The sequence below is a fragment of the Bacillus sp. AR8-1 genome (assembly GCF_008042345.1).
Lineage (GTDB): Bacteria > Bacillota > Bacilli > Bacillales > Bacillaceae_G > Bacillus_A > Bacillus_A cereus.
Map to the genome: position 1 here is coordinate 23991 of NZ_QNUB01000013.1, position 16965 is coordinate 40955.

Sequence of the window (16965 nt, forward strand, 5' to 3'; positions counted from 1 at the left end):
ACTAACTGGAAGGTGAGTTAGTTTTACTTTATAGGAGTTGTATACATGCCTGAATTTGATAAGAAACAGTGGTTTTTATATCCTGTTTATGTATTGGCATTTTTTGTGTTTGTGCTCATTTCAATTCTCTGTTATTTTCATTTAATTATGGGGATAGCTGCTTTTATCATTTTTTGTATCGTGTTCTTTATCGTTATACGATTTGAACTTAATTTTCAAAGGAATTTCGAAAAGCATACGACAGATATGATTACGAGGGTAAAGAAAGTCAGTAATGAAGCATTTAACCAAATGCCGATTGGTATTTTGTTATACAATAAGGATTACGGGATTGATTGGGCAAATCCTTATTTATCTTCATGCCTGGGACAGCATGCGTTAGCTGGATGGCACCTTTACGATGTATCAGAAACATTACTTCTTTTCATTAAAGGAGAAACTTCTGATGATATAGTCTCTTTAAATAATCGAAAGTTTCGTGTTTTTGTAAGGAAAGAAGAAAAGTTAATTTATTTCTTTGATGTAACGGAACAAACGGAAATCGAAAAGATGTATGAGGATCAACGCACTGTTTTAGCTGTAATTTATTTGGATAATTATGATGAAGTTACACAAGGATTAGATGATCAATTACGTACGAATATAACAAGTCTTGTGACATCGCGACTAAATGAATGGGCACTTAAGTATGGTGCGTATTTAAAACGTGCATCTTCAGAAAGATTCTTCGTTGTGCTAAATGAAAGTATTCTGACGCAGATGGAGAAAGGGAAATTTAGTATTTTAGATCAGGTGCGTGAAGAAACATCTAAAAGGAATATACCACTTACATTAAGTGTAGGTGTCGGATCAGGTGATTTACCTTTGTCAGAGCTTGGGGCAATGGCTCAATCTGGTTTAGACCTTGCGCTTGGGCGCGGGGGAGACCAAGTAGCTATTAAACAAGCGACAGGTAAAGTTAAGTTCTATGGAGGTAAGACAAATCCGGTTGAAAAGCGTACCCGTGTACGTGCTAGGGTCATTTCGCATGCGTTAAAGGATTTAGTATTAGAAAGTAGTAATGTCATTGTCATGGGGCATAGGGCTCCTGATATGGACGCAATTGGTGCTGCGATTGGTATTTTAAAAGTGGCTCAATTAAACGAGCGTAAAGGATATATTGTATTAGATGAAAATGATTCTGATAAGGGAATTAAACGCTTGATGGACAAAGTGAAACAAAATGAGGAGTTATGGTCTCATTTTATTACTCCAGAGCAAGCGATGGAATTTGCAAATGATGAGTCGTTACTTGTTGTTGTTGATACGCATAAACCTTCTATGGTGATGGAGCAAAAACTGTTACATAAAATTGAAAATGTAGTAGTTATTGATCATCATCGTCGTGGGGAAGATTTTATTGAAGACCCATTGCTAGTTTATATGGAACCATATGCTTCTTCAACGGCAGAATTGGTTACAGAATTACTTGAGTATCAACCTAAGAATTTAAAGATGACAATGCTAGAAGCGACGGCATTGTTAGCAGGTATTATTGTCGACACGAAAAGTTTCACATTCCGGACAGGGGCTCGTACATTTGATGCTGCTTCTTATTTACGCTCACATGGTGCAGATACTGTGCTTGTACAAGAACTTTTAAAGGAAGATATGGATCAGTATTTACGGGTTGCAAAAGCTATAAAAAATGCGTACATTTATAAAAATGGAATTGCGATTGCTAAAGTTGATAGTGATGATTACTACGATCAAGTGCTTATTGCGCAATCGGCAGACACGTTATTAACGATGACAGGGATTATTGCATCATTTGTTGTTGCGAAACGTGGTGAGAATCTCATTGGAATTAGCAGCAGGTCTTTAGGTGAAGTGAATGTGCAGCTAATTATGGAAAACTTAGGCGGTGGCGGGCATTTGACTAATGCAGCCACACAAATGAAAAATGTTACAGTAGATGAAGCTGAGGAGAAGCTTCGATTTGTTATTGATGACTATTTACAGGGAGGCACACAATCATGAAAGTAATTTTTCTAAAAGACGTAAAAGGTAAAGGTAAAAAAGGAGAAATAAAAAACGTACCGGATGGCTATGCAAATAACTTCTTACTAAAACAAGGATTAGCTGCTGAAGCAACAAATAGCAGTATGAAAACTTTAGAAGCTCAAAAGCGTAAAGAAGAAAAAGATGCAGCAGCAGAGCTTGAAAATGCAAAAGAGTTAAAAGAGACTTTAGAGAAATTAACTGTAGAATTAAAGGCGAAATCTGGAGAAGGTGGCCGTTTATTCGGTTCTATTACGAGCAAACAAATCGTAGATGCGATGCAAAAATCACATAAAATTAAACTTGATAAACGTAAATTTGAAATGGATGATGCAATTCGTGCATTAGGCTACACAAATGTAACAGTGAAATTGCATCCGCAAGTAACAGCGACAGTAAAAGTTCATGTTAGTGAACAATAAAAATAAATTAAGCAAGGAGGATTGCGTATGAGTGATGTACTTGCTGATCGTACCCCTCCGCATAATATAGAGGCCGAGCAGGCGGTTTTAGGTGCCATATTAATTGATCAAGATGCGTTAACGTCAGCATCGGAGTTATTGGTACCTGATTCATTCTATCGAACGAAACATCAAAAGATTTTTGAGGTCATGCTTGGATTATCTGATAAAGGAGAACCGATCGACTTAGTAATAATGACATCAGCGATGGCTGATCAAGGATTACTAGAAGAAGTTGGTGGAGTGTCTTATCTAGCAGAGTTAGCAGAAGTTGTTCCAACAGCTGCTAACGTTGAATATTATGCACGTATCATTGCTGAAAAGGCACTTTTACGCCGTTTAATTCGAACAGCGACTCATATAGTGTCGGATGGATACGAGAGAGAAGATGACGTGGACGGCCTTTTAAATGAGGCCGAGAAAAAAATATTAGAAGTATCCCATCAAACGAATGCAAAAGCATTTCAAAATATTAAAGATGTTCTTGTGGATGCTTATGATAAAATTGAACTTTTGCATAATCAAAAAGGTGAAGTTACTGGGATACCAACTGGATTTACTGAATTAGATAAGATGACGGCAGGTTTCCAGCGAAATGATTTAATCATCGTAGCAGCACGTCCGTCAGTAGGGAAAACTGCATTTTCATTAAATATCGCACAAAACGTAGCGACGAAAACGGATGAAAATGTAGCGATTTTTAGCTTGGAGATGGGCTCCGATCAGCTTGTTATGCGTATGCTTTGTGCAGAAGGAAATATCGATGCGCAAAGACTTCGTACCGGGTCACTAACTTCTGATGATTGGGCGAAATTAACAATGGCGATGGGGAGTCTTTCAAATGCCGGTATATATATTGATGATACACCGGGAATTAAGGTAAATGAGATTCGAGCAAAATGTCGTAGACTAAAGCAAGAACAAGGTCTTGGAATGGTTTTAATTGACTACTTACAGCTTATTCAAGGAAGTGGGAAATCAGGTGAGAACCGTCAGCAGGAAGTATCTGAGATTTCTCGTACTTTAAAAGGGATTGCACGTGAATTGCAAGTGCCTGTTATTGCCTTATCACAGTTATCTCGTGGTGTAGAATCTCGTCAGGATAAACGCCCGATGATGTCTGATATTCGTGAATCTGGAAGTATTGAGCAGGATGCTGATATTGTAGCTTTCCTATATCGTGAAGATTACTATGATCGTGAAACGGAAAATAAAAATACGATTGAAATTATCATTGCAAAGCAACGTAACGGTCCAGTAGGTTCAGTGGAACTTGCATTCGTCAAAGAGTTCAATAAGTTCGTTAACTTAGAACGACGCTTTGAGGATGGGGCATAAAGGCAGTATAAAAAAGAAACACATTTCTTATAATAAGATGTGTTTCTTTTTTTATGGGGTAAAGATAAGGCTTTCATAAGGTGAAAACATAATTCTTACGAACGAAAATGATTTTTGATAAAAAAATGTTCGCTTTTTGGTTGACTTCTTTTTCGGTTTTGGTACAATTATATTGTTTGAATAGATCGTTTGAAAATTGCGGAGGTGCTTTAATAATGTCTTCAGTAGTAGTTGTAGGAACACAATGGGGCGACGAAGGAAAAGGTAAAATCACTGATTTTCTTTCTGAGCATGCGGAAGTAGTTGCAAGATATCAAGGTGGAAATAACGCGGGACATACAATTGTTTTCGGCGGAGTTAAATATAAGTTACACTTAATTCCATCTGGTATTTTCTATAAAGAGAAAATTTGTGTAATCGGAAATGGCTTAGTAGTAGATCCGAAAGCATTACTTGAAGAGTTAAAATACTTACACGACCGTGGTGTAAGTACTGATAATTTACGTGTAAGTAACCGTGCACACGTTATTTTACCTTATCACTTAAAACAAGATGAGTTAGAAGAGGCTAGTAAAGGTGATAACAAAATCGGTACAACGAAAAAAGGTATCGGTCCTGCATATATGGATAAAGCTGCTCGTATTGGTATCCGTATGGCTGATCTTTTAGATCGTGAAGCATTTAAAGAGAAGCTTGAGCGCAATTTAGTAGAGAAAAATCGTTTGTTTGAAAAAATGTACGATACAGAAGGTTTCAGTGTAGAAGAAATCTTTGAAGAGTACTTCGAATATGGACAACAAATCGCACAATATGTATGCGACACATCTGTTGTATTAAATGATGCACTAGATAACAATCACCGTGTATTATTTGAAGGTGCACAAGGTGTTATGCTTGATATTGACCACGGTACGTACCCATTCGTTACATCTTCTAACCCGATTGCGGGTGGTGTAACAGTTGGAACTGGAGTTGGTCCTGCGAAAGTTACTCGCGTTGTAGGTGTATGTAAAGCATATACAAGCCGTGTTGGTGACGGTCCATTCCCTACTGAACTTAATGATGAAATTGGTCATCAAATTCGTGAAGTTGGTCGTGAGTACGGAACAACAACTGGTCGTCCGCGCCGCGTAGGTTGGTTCGATAGCGTTGTTGTAAGACATGCGCGTCGTGTTAGTGGTTTAACGGATCTATCATTAAATTCTATCGACGTTTTAACAGATATTCCAACTCTTAAAATTTGTGTTGCTTACAAATACAATGGCGAAGTTATCGATGAAGTTCCAGCAAACTTAAACATTTTAGCGAAATGTGAGCCTGTATATGAAGAGCTTCCAGGTTGGACAGAAGATATTACTGGTGTAAAATCATTAGACGAGCTTCCTGAAAATGCACGAAAATACGTAGAACGTGTTTCTGAGTTAACAGGAATTCAATTATCTATGTTCTCAGTTGGACCAGATCGTAACCAAACGAATATTGTTCGTAATGTATACGAAGCTTAATTGATATTTTAAGAAAAAACTCATGTCCGCATGAGTTTTTTCTTATCTTTTATAAAAAAATGAAAAAAAGTATTGCGAAGAATACAGAATACATGTTATGATATATCTTGTCGTCACGAAAATATGACGTTGGTGAGTATGAGCCATTAGCTCAGTTGGTAGAGCATCTGACTTTTAATCAGAGGGTCGAAGGTTCGAATCCTTCATGGCTCACCATTTTATTTTTCGTGGCCCGTTGGTCAAGTGGTTAAGACACCGCCCTTTCACGGCGGTAACACGGGTTCGAATCCCGTACGGGTCATGTTTTTTTATGCTTATTTTTGGTCCCGTGGTGTAGTGGTTAACATGCCTGCCTGTCACGCAGGAGATCGCCGGTTCGACCCCGGTCGGGACCGCTCGAATCCCGTACGGGTCATGTTTTTTTATGCTTATTTTTGGTCCCGTGGTGTAGTGGTTAACATGCCTGCCTGTCACGCAGGAGATCGCCGGTTCGACCCCGGTCGGGACCGCCACTTTTGTTTATACCACCATTAGTGGTTTTATATATAGTTTTGGCTCGGTAGCTCAGTCGGTAGAGCAGAGGACTGAAAATCCTCGTGTCGGCGGTTCGATTCCGTCCCGAGCCACTCTCAGGATATTAAGTGGGCCCACTTAATATCCTTTTTATTTATGTGATTTTACAAAACTGAGTAGTTATTTTAAAATAGAACGAGGAGCCTCTAGCAGTTGAAGCTAGAGGTTTTTCTATAGATCGTATAGGATTCCGTGTAAAAGTGGATCATACATGAGTCTATGAGAATAGAGGAGAAAATACTTAAACAAAGGATGCGGTCATATAGGACATACTATGTAAACATCAATATGTTTAGGGATTATTGACCATATTTTTATAAGGAGGAAATAGACGATGATGGGAAAGAAAATTTTAGTAGTTGATGATGAAAAGCCGATTGCAGATATTTTGAAGTTTAACCTAGAAAAAGAAGGTTTTGAAATAGTAATGGCGCATGATGGTGATGAAGCAATTGAAAAAGCTAATGAAGAACAACCAGATATGGTTTTATTAGATATTATGCTACCAGGTAAAGATGGCTTAGAGGTTTGTCGTGAAATACGTAAAAGTTCAGAAATGCCGATTATTATGCTTACAGCAAAGGACTCTGAGATTGATAAAGTATTAGGGCTTGAGCTTGGGGCAGATGATTATGTAACGAAGCCATTTAGCACGAGAGAATTACTTGCTCGTGTGAAGGCGAATTTACGCCGTCACCAACAAGGTGGCGCTGCAGAAAAAGAAGAAAATACAGAAATGGTTATTGGACCAATTGTTATTAATCCAAATGCATATAGTGTAACGAAGCGCGAGGAAAATATCGAGCTTACACATCGTGAATTTGAGTTGCTACATTATTTAGCGAAACACTTAGGACAAGTTATGACACGCGAACATTTATTACAAACAGTTTGGGGTTATGACTATTTTGGAGATGTGCGCACAGTAGACGTAACAGTACGTCGTTTGCGTGAAAAAATTGAAGATAATCCAAGCCATCCTACTTTAATTGTAACTAGACGTGGAGTAGGGTATTACTTGCGTGACCCAGAGCAGGAATAGTATATGAAGAAAGTTGGTTTTTTTCAATCTATTCATTTAAAATTTGTGCTTATATATATGCTATTAATATTAATAGCGATGCAAGTTATTGGGGTATATTTTGTAAGGGAATTAGAGAAGAGCCTAGTACAAGGTTTTAGGGATTCTTTAACGCAGCAAACAAACTTATTATCATATAACTTGAAACAAGAATTTAAAAAAAGTTATACAAAAGCAGAAACAGAGTCAACAGATGAAACGATTAAAACTTCTATTCGAAAGTTTGCCTCTGATCAAAAAAAAGTTATACAAGAGGTAAGTGTATTTGATTCGCATAGAAAGTTACTGGCTATTTCAGATGAATCAAAGCAGAATAAGGTGAATAGAACATCAACTGATATAGCTGTTCAGCGAGTGTTGGTGCAAAAAAAGCCAGAAGTGAAAATTGAGAAGGATGGTAGTACAGGCCATCGTGTTCAAGTTATGCTTACTCCGATTCTAGATGATAATGGCAAGGATGCGCTTGGTGTTATATACATCGTTGCATCTATGGAAGATGTATATAAACAAATGAAGGATATAAATCAAATTTTTGCTACGGGAACAGTAATTGCCTTATTAGTAACGGCCGTACTTGGGATTTTATTGGCTCAAACAATTACAAGACCAATTTCAGATATGCGGAGACAAGCAATCGAAATGGCAAAAGGAAATTATTCGAGAAAAGTAAAGGTGCATAGCCATGATGAAATTGGACAACTGGCATTATCCTTCAATAATTTATCAAAAAAATTACAACAAGCTCGTTCTTCTACAGAAAGTGAAAGGCGTAAACTATCATCTGTTTTATCTCATATGACAGATGGAGTAATTGCTACTGACCGAAAAGGGGATATTATTTTACTAAATGACCCTGCGGAAAAAATGTTAAATGTTTCTCGTGAAACAGCGCTTGATCAATCTGTTTTAGAGGTATTAGGGATACAGGAAGAATTTACGCTCGATCATTTATATGAAGAGCCAGATTCTGTTTTATTAGATTTTAGTACGAGAAATGAACCATATATTTTACGTGCTAGTTTCTCTGTTATTCAAAAAGAAACAGGGAAGGCAAATGGTTTAATTGCCGTATTATATGATGTAACAGAGCAGGAGCGTATAGAAAGGGAACGCCGTGAGTTTGTGGCGAATGTCTCTCATGAATTAAGGACGCCATTAACGACAATGCGCAGTTATTTAGAGGCACTTACAGATGGAGCATGGCAGGATCCGAATATTGCACCACAATTTTTAACGGTTACACAAGAAGAAACAGAAAGAATGATTAGACTTGTAAATGCGTTGTTACAGCTATCTAAACTTGATAGTACAGAGCACCGTTTAATGAAAGAATGGGTCGACTTTACTGATTTCTTTAATAATATTATTGATCGCTTTGAAATGTCTAAAGAACAAAATGTAAGTTTCAAACGATCTTTCTCTAAGAAGTCTAGGTTTATTGATATGGATACTGACAAAATTACTCAAGTACTGTATAACATTATTTCTAACGCATTAAAGTATTCACCAGAAGGTGGAACAGTAACATATCGCTTACGTGATCGCGGTGATTTATTAGAAATTAGCGTAAGTGACCAAGGAATGGGTATTCCAAAAGAAAACGTTGATAAAATCTTTGAACGTTTTTATCGCGTAGATAAAGCTCGTTCAAGACAAATGGGTGGTACGGGACTTGGATTAGCAATTGCAAAAGAAATGATCGAGGCACATGGTGGCTCTATTTGGGCGAAGAGTGAAGAAGGAAAAGGGACAACTATTTATTTCACGTTACCAATGGCAGCAGATGAAGAGGACGATTGGGAATGAGTATGGAAAACTTTAAAACAATAGTTTTAATTAACCTAGTTGTAATTAGCCTGTTTCTTACTTTTAACCTATGGACGTATGTGCCAGATTCTACATCCATGCAAAACGCAAAATTTGTACAGGGCAATGAAGGAACGAATCAAACTAAAATTTCTGATGTTGTCCGTCCTACTTCTATCATCGTGCATAAAGATAAAAATCATTATGGGAGCAGAAGAGAGGCAGATATAGAATCAATCTATAAGCCTTTGGAAGTAGGGGAACTACATGAGTTTAGAGAGATATCAATCACTAAGGGTGATTTCCTATCCTATGTGCATGGTGAAGGGAAAATTGAACTTGTTTTCCCTACTGATATCCCATTTGATGCAGTTAAATCTATGTTTAACATGAAAGAGAAAAGTACAGATAAGCCTAAACATTTTAATCGTATTCTCCTTGATCCTTCTAGGAGTAAGGATCAAGAAATTAAAATTAACTTTGTTTCTGATGGTGATAACTTTAAAATATATGAGGCAAAATTAAGTGGTGTGTATTTAAAAGATATTGTAAATGCTCAAAATCAATTTATAGTATCAGCAAAGCCCTATTTTGATTATCAAATGAATGATATGAAAAAGTTATTTTTACCAGATGGCACGACAGAGTTAAACAATATAACATATATTTCATCTAATTTAGCAGTTGATACGTTTAAGAATGCTCTGTTTAGTGATCCTCGTTATTTAAGTCCGATTACTGAGATATCGAAAGAAACATTTACAGATGGTATTAGATCCATGGAAATTGAAAACAATCGTCACATGCTAAAGTATAAAAACTCTTCTGTCTTAACTGAGAAAACGATAGATAATTTAATGCTGTTACAAAAAAGCTTTGAATTTGTAAGTGGTCACAGTGGAAGTTTGGATTCATATCGTTTGGACTATATGAATAAAGGAGAGACAGTATTTCGCTTACATGAAGATGGATATTCCGTATTCAATACAGATGGATTAGCTGAATTGAGACAAAAATGGGGATCAGAAGAAGTAATGGAATATGAAAGACCGTTGCTGTCTTTAAATACTAAAGGCATAGAACAGAAAGTTACTCTTCCGTCAGGGCATGTTGTAATAGCATCCCTAGAAAATAATCCAGAGATAAAGAAACAAGTAATTAAGGATATTGGTATTGGATACAAGTTATCACTAGATGGGCAAGTAGTTCGACTACAACCAATTTGGTATGTAAAGCTTGTTGAAGGTGAAACGGGTAAACAGCAAATCTATGAGTGGAGTGAGGGAGGACTAAATGGATTGGGATCGAATTAAAACCATATTTATTGTGACCTTTTTTGTTTTGGACCTCTTTCTCATTTTTCAATTCATTCAAAAGCAAGATAGTAATCAATTGGAGCTTATTGCAGAAACAAAGATAGATCAAGAATTAAAAGCAAATAAAATTACTATAGGGAATATCCCTAAGGAACCGAAGAAAGAGTCATTTATTAGAGCGGAAAATAAAGCCTTTAAAGAAGATGATATACAGTCTTTGAAAAATCAAACGGCGCATATACAAAATATGTACACGATAGAAAGTAAGCTAAAAGAGCCTTTTTTAAATACGAAATCATTATCAAAAGATAAGTATAATGAATTTTTGAAGAACTATGTATTGGATGGACAAAAGTATGAATTTGGAGCGGTGAAAGACTCTAAAATTTATTTCTTCCAAAAATATAAAGATAAGCCTATTTTCTATAATAATCAGGCGATGATTGTTGTGGAATTAAATGAAAAAAATGAACTTGTTTCATATACGCAGACAATGCTAACTGATTTAAAAGAAATGGGCGAAGGTGAAAAAACGAAAGAGCAAGAAATTATTACGGCTCAAACAGCTTTAGAAAATTTGTATTTAAAAAATAAAATTCATGGAAATACACATGTTAAAGAAGCGCAAATTGGTTATGCCACTCTTACCGCATCTACTTCTAATAACCAAGTACTTGCTCCAACATGGAATTTAAAAACGGAGCAAAAGCAGGACTTCTTTGTGAATGCAATTGAAGGACAAGTTATGGAATTAGGGGAAAAGGAAAATCAAGTGGTTGATGAACATACTGGAGTGAGAAATAATGGGGTTGCATTTTAGCGTACTTGCAAGTGGAAGTACAGGAAATATGCTATACGTAGGAACCGATGAAAAAAAATTACTAGTCGATGCAGGTTTAAGTGGTAAAGCGACAGAGGCTTTATTTAAACAAGCAGAACTGAATATAAATGATGTATCAGGTATTCTTGTAACACATGAGCATAGTGATCATATTAAAGGGTTAGGTGTATTGGCGCGAAAATATGATTTACCCGTTTATGCGAATGAGAAAACATGGAATGCAATGGAACATTTAATAGGAAATATCCCAACTGAGCAAAAATTCATTTTCTCAGTTGGGGATGTGAAAACATTTGGTGATATTGAAGTCGAATCATTTGGAGTTTCTCATGATGCGGCAGAACCGATGTTTTATGCTTTCCATAACAATAATAGGAAATTAGCGCTTATTACAGATACGGGATACGTAAGCGACCGTATGAAGGGCGTTATTAAGGGAGCTAATGCTTTCGTGTTTGAAAGTAATCATGATGTGGAAATGCTTCGTATGGGACGTTACCCATGGAGCATTAAACGACGTATTTTAAGCGACGTTGGGCATGTTTGTAATGAGGATGCTGCATTAGCGATGGCAGATGTAATTACAGATGAGACAAAGCATATTTATTTAGCCCATTTAAGCTTAGATAATAACATGAAAGAACTAGCTCGTATGTCAGTATCACAAGTACTAGAGGAAAAAGGATTTGGAGTGGGTGAATCCTTTGAAATTCACGATACAGATCCAAAAATGCCTACAAAAATTCAATACGTATAATTCTTCATTTTAGTAAACAATAAAGGTGAATATAGTTGTTTTCAGGAAGATGGGTGAACAAATATGTCCTTTATTGATGAAGAAAATTATCGTATGAAACGTGCAGGAAAAAAGAAGCATAAAGGTATAGTTCTTTCTAGTATAGCGGGAACAATTGTAGGAGCTTCTTTATTTGCGTTTGGAGCTCCTTTATTTTCAAATTCTGCTGATACGCTTCCGCAAGCTGAAGCAAGCGGAAGTAATATGGCCGAAGCTCAAGGAATTAAACAGATTAGCTTTGTAGATGCTGTTGATCGTGCATCTGAAGCTGTTGTGGGTGTTATTAACATTCAACGAGATAACTTTTCAGAGGCAGATTCAGAGGCTGGTACAGGATCAGGAGTAATTTATAAAAAGACAGATGGTCAAGCTTATATTGTAACGAATAATCATGTTGTAGCTGGAGCGAATCGTATTGAAGTAAGTCTAAGTGACGGTAAGAAGGTTCCTGGAAAAGTATTAGGAACCGATGTAGTCACAGATTTAGCTGTATTAGAAATAGATGCAAAGCATGTGAAAAAAATAATTGAAATTGGCGATTCTAATACTGTTCGCAGAGGAGAGCCAGTTATTGCGATTGGAAATCCACTTGGACTGCAATTCTCTGGAACTGTTACGCAAGGTATTATTTCAGCTAATGAACGTATTGTCCCTGTAGATTTAGATCAAGATGGACATTATGATTGGCAAGTAGAAGTGTTACAAACAGATGCGGCGATTAACCCAGGGAATAGTGGCGGTGCGCTTGTAAATGCAGCAGGACAATTAATTGGTATTAATTCAATGAAAATTGCTGCAAAAGAAGTAGAAGGAATCGGACTGGCTATTCCAGTGACTAGGGCTGTTCCGATTATGAATGAACTTGAGAAGTATGGAAAAGTAAGAAGACCGTATGTTGGGATTGAACTTAGGTCATTAAATGAAATTCCAAACTATTATTGGTCAAAAACATTACATTTACCAGGTACTGTAACAGAAGGAGTTTGTATTTTGGATGTGAAAAGTCCTTCGCCAGGCGCGGATGCTGGTTTAAGAGAACATGATGTTATTGTGGCAGTAGATGGAAAACCGATTCGCGATATTATTGGATTCCGCACGGCCTTATATGATAAGGAAATTAATGATAAAATGACTCTTACGTTTTATCGTGGTACAAAAAGAGTAACAACAACAGTGAAATTAGGCATTCAAAAGTATTAAAAACAGGAGGGCCTACCTCCTGTTTTCTATTGTAGAAAAGTGAGGTGAAGAAAATGAATTTACCTTGTTGTTTAGAACATGTTGAATTAGCGTTAGATATTATTGTGGATGAGTGTGAAGTTGCACCGGTTATCAACAGTGTGGATAACTCAGAAAAAGAGAAAAAAACATGTGAATTTTGTCAAAATGAGGCGACATATGTTGTATCGAACACAGATTCTCACACAATATGTGGGTAGTGTTTGTGGATATGTGGATAAGTTTTGTGGATAACATGTTTGTAAGGTGGAGGATACGTGTGAATATCTCGATTATTTCAATTGGGAAATTAAAAGAAAAATATTTGAAACAAGGTATAGCAGAATACTTAAAACGATTATCAGCATACGCAAAAGTAGAAGTAATTGAATTGCCAGATGAAAAGGCACCAGAAAATTTAAGTGAAGCAGAAATGTTAATTGTAAAGGAAAAAGAAGGTATACGTATACTGGATAAGATTTCTGATGACACGCATGTGATTGCATTAGCTATAGAAGGAAAGCAAAAGTCATCAGAAGAATTTGCGGTCAGTCTAGATCGCCTTGCTACATATGGAAAGAGTAAAGTCGCATTTGTAATTGGTGGATCACTCGGACTAAGTTCAGAAGTAATGAAGCGTTCAAACGAATCACTTTCTTTTTCAAAGATGACGTTACCACACCAATTAATGCGATTAGTGTTGCTTGAGCAAGTGTATAGAGCGTTTCGGATTAATCGTGGGGAACCGTATCATAAGTAAGATATTCTATGTAAAACAAAGGTAAGACGCTGATATTATCATATTTATTTTATTATGCCTATAACTGGAGGCTATGTGAATGGTAAGTGATCAGACGAGATATTCTAGGCTCGCGAATATAACAAAAATAATAAATACGAAATTAGAACTACGTGAAGTATTGCAGCGTGTGACAATGGCGATATCAGAGGAGATTGTTAGGTGCGATGCTGTTGGAATTTATTTACCCCAGGAAGATGGAACATTTAGAGGGTTTGCAGGAAAACCAGAGACCATAAATGGCGTAACACTCGATACTCAGGTAGTTGATCCTGAAATAGACTTACTGGCAAAAGAAGTTATTGAAACGAAAAAAACCATCTATATTCCTGATACCTCAAAGGATCATCGACCAGATCCGAGACCAGTTGATGCGTTTAAAATTAAGTCCTTATTAGCTCTGCCTATCTCATTTAGGCAAGAGTTATTTGGTCTGGTTTTTTTATTTGATTATGGGATTCCGATGAACTTAACAGATTCAGAAATTCAAAGTGTTGAAGCTTATGTAAATATGGCCGCGGTCGCAATTCAAAACGCAAATAATTTAACACAAAAGGAAAACCTTATTGTTGAGAAGCAGCTGTTACTAAATGTTACCCGTGATTTATCAATGTGTTCCTCGATACAGGAGAGTTTTGATAAATGCTTTTTTTACTTAGAACAGATTTTAGAGGGTAAAAATATGACTGCCCATCTTCTAGATCCGCTAGACAAAACAATGATTAAAACAACGAAATTAAGTAAGGGCTGTGATTGGACAGAAGCTGATTGGACAGAGAAAAGCTATGAAGCCAAGATCCAAGAAGTTATTCAAACAAAAAATATAGATAGTAAGGATTTATTGATGATCCCATTGATTTCAATGGGAGAAGTATTAGGGGTAATCGTCGTTGGGAAAGAAGGAAAAGCTCACAATTACGATAATTCTCAAATTCAACTAGCAAAATCTATCGTTGATGCCACAGCCCCTACGTTTTCAAATTTGTTATATATGGATAAACTAGAAAGTATAGTGGAAGAGCGAACGGGAGAGCTAGCTGCTGCTAATGAAAAAGTTACAAGTGTGATTGAATGTATTACGGATGGATTCTTTACTTTAAATAATAAATGGGAATTTACGTACGTAAATAAGCACCAATATTTTCCGCAAAGAAAAACAGCAAAAGATGTATTAGGAAAGAATATATGGGATGTTTTCCCGAGTGATATCGACACAGTTATGTATAAGGAATTTCATCGTGCGATGTCAGAACGAACTACAGTTCATTTCGAATTTCTTTCTACTGCAGATGAATATTGGCACGAAGTTATTGCATACCCGTATGATGATGGTATTTGTTGTATTTTTAAAAACATAACGGAAAAAAAGAAATATGAACAGGAATTGAAAAGATTATCTAACATTGATTTAATAGGGCAAATGGCAGCAGGTATCAGCCATGAAATTAGAAATCCAATGACAACGGTACTAGGATTTTTGCAGTTATTAAAAGAAGAGAATACCTATGAGAAACATAATAAGTACTTTCATTTAATGATTGAAGAACTTAACCGTGCCAATTCTATTATTACTGAATTTCTCTCAATGGGTAATACAAGGAAATTGGATTTGCAGATGTTAGATTTAAATTCACTTATCCGCGATATTATTCCTTTAATAAAGATTGATACGTATAATCAAAATAAATATATTCAATTCGATACAAATGACATTCCGAAATTACTTTTAAATCGTAATGAGATACGGCAATTATTAATGAATCTATATCGTAATGGCTTAGAAGCGATGAGTACAGGGAAAGTTCTAACGATTAGCACCTACAAGGAAGGTCAAAATTGTGTGGTGCTTGCAGTGCAGGATCAAGGAAAAGGTATCAGGCCTGAAGTATTAGAGAAACTAGGTACGCCATTTTACACGACCAAACATAATGGAACTGGATTGGGGTTAGGTGTATGTTATGCCATTGCTGCCCGCCATAATGCAAAAATAGAAATTCAAACAGGATCGGAAGGCACTACCTTTTTTGTTAAATTTAATTATGAAAATAATAAAAAATAAGCTTATTTAGAATAGTTATGATGAACCGTATCATAAATAAATTTATTCTTTGCATATAAAAAGGATAAAAAGACCATTGGACAAAAATTACCGATGGTCTTTTAAATATTATTAGATGGTATGTAGATTTCCTAAAATAAGTATGTTTCTATTTCCATAAAAATATGCTGTAATATGAAGAGGAAAAAGTATAAGTAGTTAGAGAAGTGAGGAATTAAAGGTGAAGAAGTTTAAGAAGTTTTACTTGGAGATTACGAGTGTATGTAATCTTGCGTGTAGCTTTTGTCCGCCGACGGAAAGGCAGAAGCAATTCATTTCTGTAGAGGATTTTGCTAAAAGATTAGACCAAATTAAACCTCACACAGACTACATTTATTTGCACGTGAAGGGGGAGCCGTTGCTCCATCCGAAAATAGATCAACTATTAGACTTAAGTCATGAAAAAGGGTTTAAAGTTAATATTACAACGAACGGAACGTTAATTAATAAGAGAAGGCATAGACTGTTAAATAAGCCCGCGTTAAGACAAATGAATTTTTCACTGCATAGTTTTGATGGGCACCCAGGTTCGCAAGATAAAGAAGGCTATGTAAGGAGTATACTTTCCTTCATTAGGGAAGCGACAAGTCAATCAGATTTAATTGTATCGTTAAGGTTATGGAATTTAACTCAGGATAATAAAACAAATGCTGAAATCCAGAAAAATAGAGAGTTATTATCCATAATTGAAAATGAATTTGATCTATCTTATCAGATTGAAGAGAAGCTTACACCAGGAAAAGGTATAAAAATTGCAGAACGTGTCTTTATTAATCAAGACTATGAATTCCAGTGGCCAGCATTACATGAAGAAGAGGACGATGGGAAAGGATTCTGTCATGGACTTCGTAATCAGGCAGGGATTTTAGCCAATGGGACGGTTATTCCTTGTTGTTTAGATGGTGAAGGGATTATTAACCTTGGAAATATTAATAATGATTCATTTTCTAACATTATAGAAGGTGAAAGAGCAACAAACATTGTCGATGGATTTTCAAAAAGAGTTGCGGTTGAAGAACTTTGTAGGAAATGTGGATACCGCAAAAGGTTTGGGAAGTAAATATAAAATAAGCCCTCATAAAGCGAGGGCTTA

General features: G+C 36.2%; 14 protein-coding genes and 5 tRNA genes. All 19 read left to right on the plus strand.

The features are described 5' to 3' along the window. The first annotated feature begins 45 nt into the window (after positions 1 to 45). Complete coding sequence (locus tag DN400_RS08130) at positions 46 to 2019, plus strand: DHH family phosphoesterase (RefSeq protein ID WP_001113780.1); 1974 nt, start codon at positions 46 to 48, stop codon at positions 2017 to 2019. Beyond that, a complete protein-coding gene (gene rplI, locus DN400_RS08135) occupies positions 2016 to 2462 on the plus strand; it encodes a 50S ribosomal protein L9 (RefSeq protein ID WP_000864223.1) in 447 nt (148 codons plus the stop codon). Before DN400_RS08130 ends, rplI begins: the two co-directional genes overlap by 4 nt. 27 nt (positions 2463 to 2489) lie before the next feature. After that, positions 2490 to 3839 (plus strand): replicative DNA helicase, encoded by a 1350-nt coding sequence (gene dnaB / locus DN400_RS08140; protein WP_001286147.1) that lies wholly within the window; start codon positions 2490 to 2492, stop codon positions 3837 to 3839. A 215-nt stretch (positions 3840 to 4054) separates the two neighbouring features. Further along, positions 4055 to 5344, plus strand: a complete 1290-nt coding sequence (locus DN400_RS08145) for an adenylosuccinate synthase (protein WP_000100230.1) — start codon at positions 4055 to 4057, stop codon at positions 5342 to 5344. Positions 5345 to 5484: 140 nt separating this feature from the next. After that, positions 5485 to 5560: transfer RNA gene (locus DN400_RS08150), tRNA-Lys, on the plus strand. Positions 5561 to 5573: 13 nt separating this feature from the next. Then, positions 5574 to 5645, plus strand: a tRNA-Glu gene (locus tag DN400_RS08155). A gap of 21 nt (positions 5646 to 5666) precedes the next feature. Then, positions 5667 to 5739 (plus strand) — tRNA-Asp (locus DN400_RS08160). 41 nt (positions 5740 to 5780) lie between these two features. Beyond that, positions 5781 to 5856 (plus strand) — tRNA-Asp (locus tag DN400_RS08165). Between the two features lie 41 nt (positions 5857 to 5897). After that, positions 5898 to 5970 (plus strand) — tRNA-Phe (locus DN400_RS08170). A 281-nt stretch (positions 5971 to 6251) separates the two neighbouring features. Further along, positions 6252 to 6959, plus strand: coding sequence for a cell wall metabolism DNA-binding response regulator WalR (walR, locus tag DN400_RS08175; RefSeq protein ID WP_000971865.1), 708 nt, complete (start codon positions 6252 to 6254; stop codon positions 6957 to 6959). A gap of 3 nt (positions 6960 to 6962) precedes the next feature. Further along, positions 6963 to 8804 carry a cell wall metabolism sensor histidine kinase WalK gene (gene walK / locus DN400_RS08180; RefSeq protein WP_000755367.1) on the plus strand — a complete coding sequence of 614 codons (1842 nt, stop codon included), beginning with the start codon at positions 6963 to 6965 and terminating at the stop codon, positions 8802 to 8804. Continuing rightward, a complete protein-coding gene (locus DN400_RS08185) occupies positions 8801 to 10117 on the plus strand; it encodes a YycH family regulatory protein (protein ID WP_098212007.1) in 1317 nt (438 codons plus the stop codon). The genes walK and DN400_RS08185 overlap by 4 nt, the downstream gene beginning before the upstream one ends. Further along, complete coding sequence (locus DN400_RS08190) at positions 10098 to 10940, plus strand: two-component system regulatory protein YycI (RefSeq protein WP_000383720.1); 843 nt, start codon at positions 10098 to 10100, stop codon at positions 10938 to 10940. The genes DN400_RS08185 and DN400_RS08190 overlap by 20 nt, the downstream gene beginning before the upstream one ends. Next, positions 10924 to 11718 (plus strand): MBL fold metallo-hydrolase, encoded by a 795-nt coding sequence (locus tag DN400_RS08195; RefSeq protein ID WP_000522837.1) that lies wholly within the window; start codon positions 10924 to 10926, stop codon positions 11716 to 11718. Before DN400_RS08190 ends, DN400_RS08195 begins: the two co-directional genes overlap by 17 nt. Positions 11719 to 11781: 63 nt before the next feature. Continuing rightward, positions 11782 to 12957 carry a S1C family serine protease gene (locus tag DN400_RS08200; RefSeq protein WP_000008031.1) on the plus strand — a complete coding sequence of 392 codons (1176 nt, stop codon included), beginning with the start codon at positions 11782 to 11784 and terminating at the stop codon, positions 12955 to 12957. A 53-nt stretch (positions 12958 to 13010) separates the two neighbouring features. Beyond that, positions 13011 to 13196: a CxxH/CxxC protein gene (locus tag DN400_RS08205; RefSeq protein ID WP_001052833.1), complete on the plus strand. Its 186-nt coding sequence runs from the start codon at positions 13011 to 13013 to the stop codon at positions 13194 to 13196. A gap of 59 nt (positions 13197 to 13255) precedes the next feature. After that, positions 13256 to 13735, plus strand: coding sequence for a 23S rRNA (pseudouridine(1915)-N(3))-methyltransferase RlmH (gene rlmH / locus DN400_RS08210; RefSeq protein WP_001027003.1), 480 nt, complete (start codon positions 13256 to 13258; stop codon positions 13733 to 13735). Positions 13736 to 13814: 79 nt separating this feature from the next. Next, complete coding sequence (locus DN400_RS08215) at positions 13815 to 15833, plus strand: GAF domain-containing sensor histidine kinase (protein WP_065229630.1); 2019 nt, start codon at positions 13815 to 13817, stop codon at positions 15831 to 15833. Positions 15834 to 16053: 220 nt separating this feature from the next. Then, on the plus strand, positions 16054 to 16932 hold the full coding sequence (locus DN400_RS08220) for a radical SAM/SPASM domain-containing protein (RefSeq protein WP_000713633.1): 879 nt from the start codon (positions 16054 to 16056) through the stop codon (positions 16930 to 16932). The last annotated feature ends 33 nt before the right edge of the window (positions 16933 to 16965 follow it).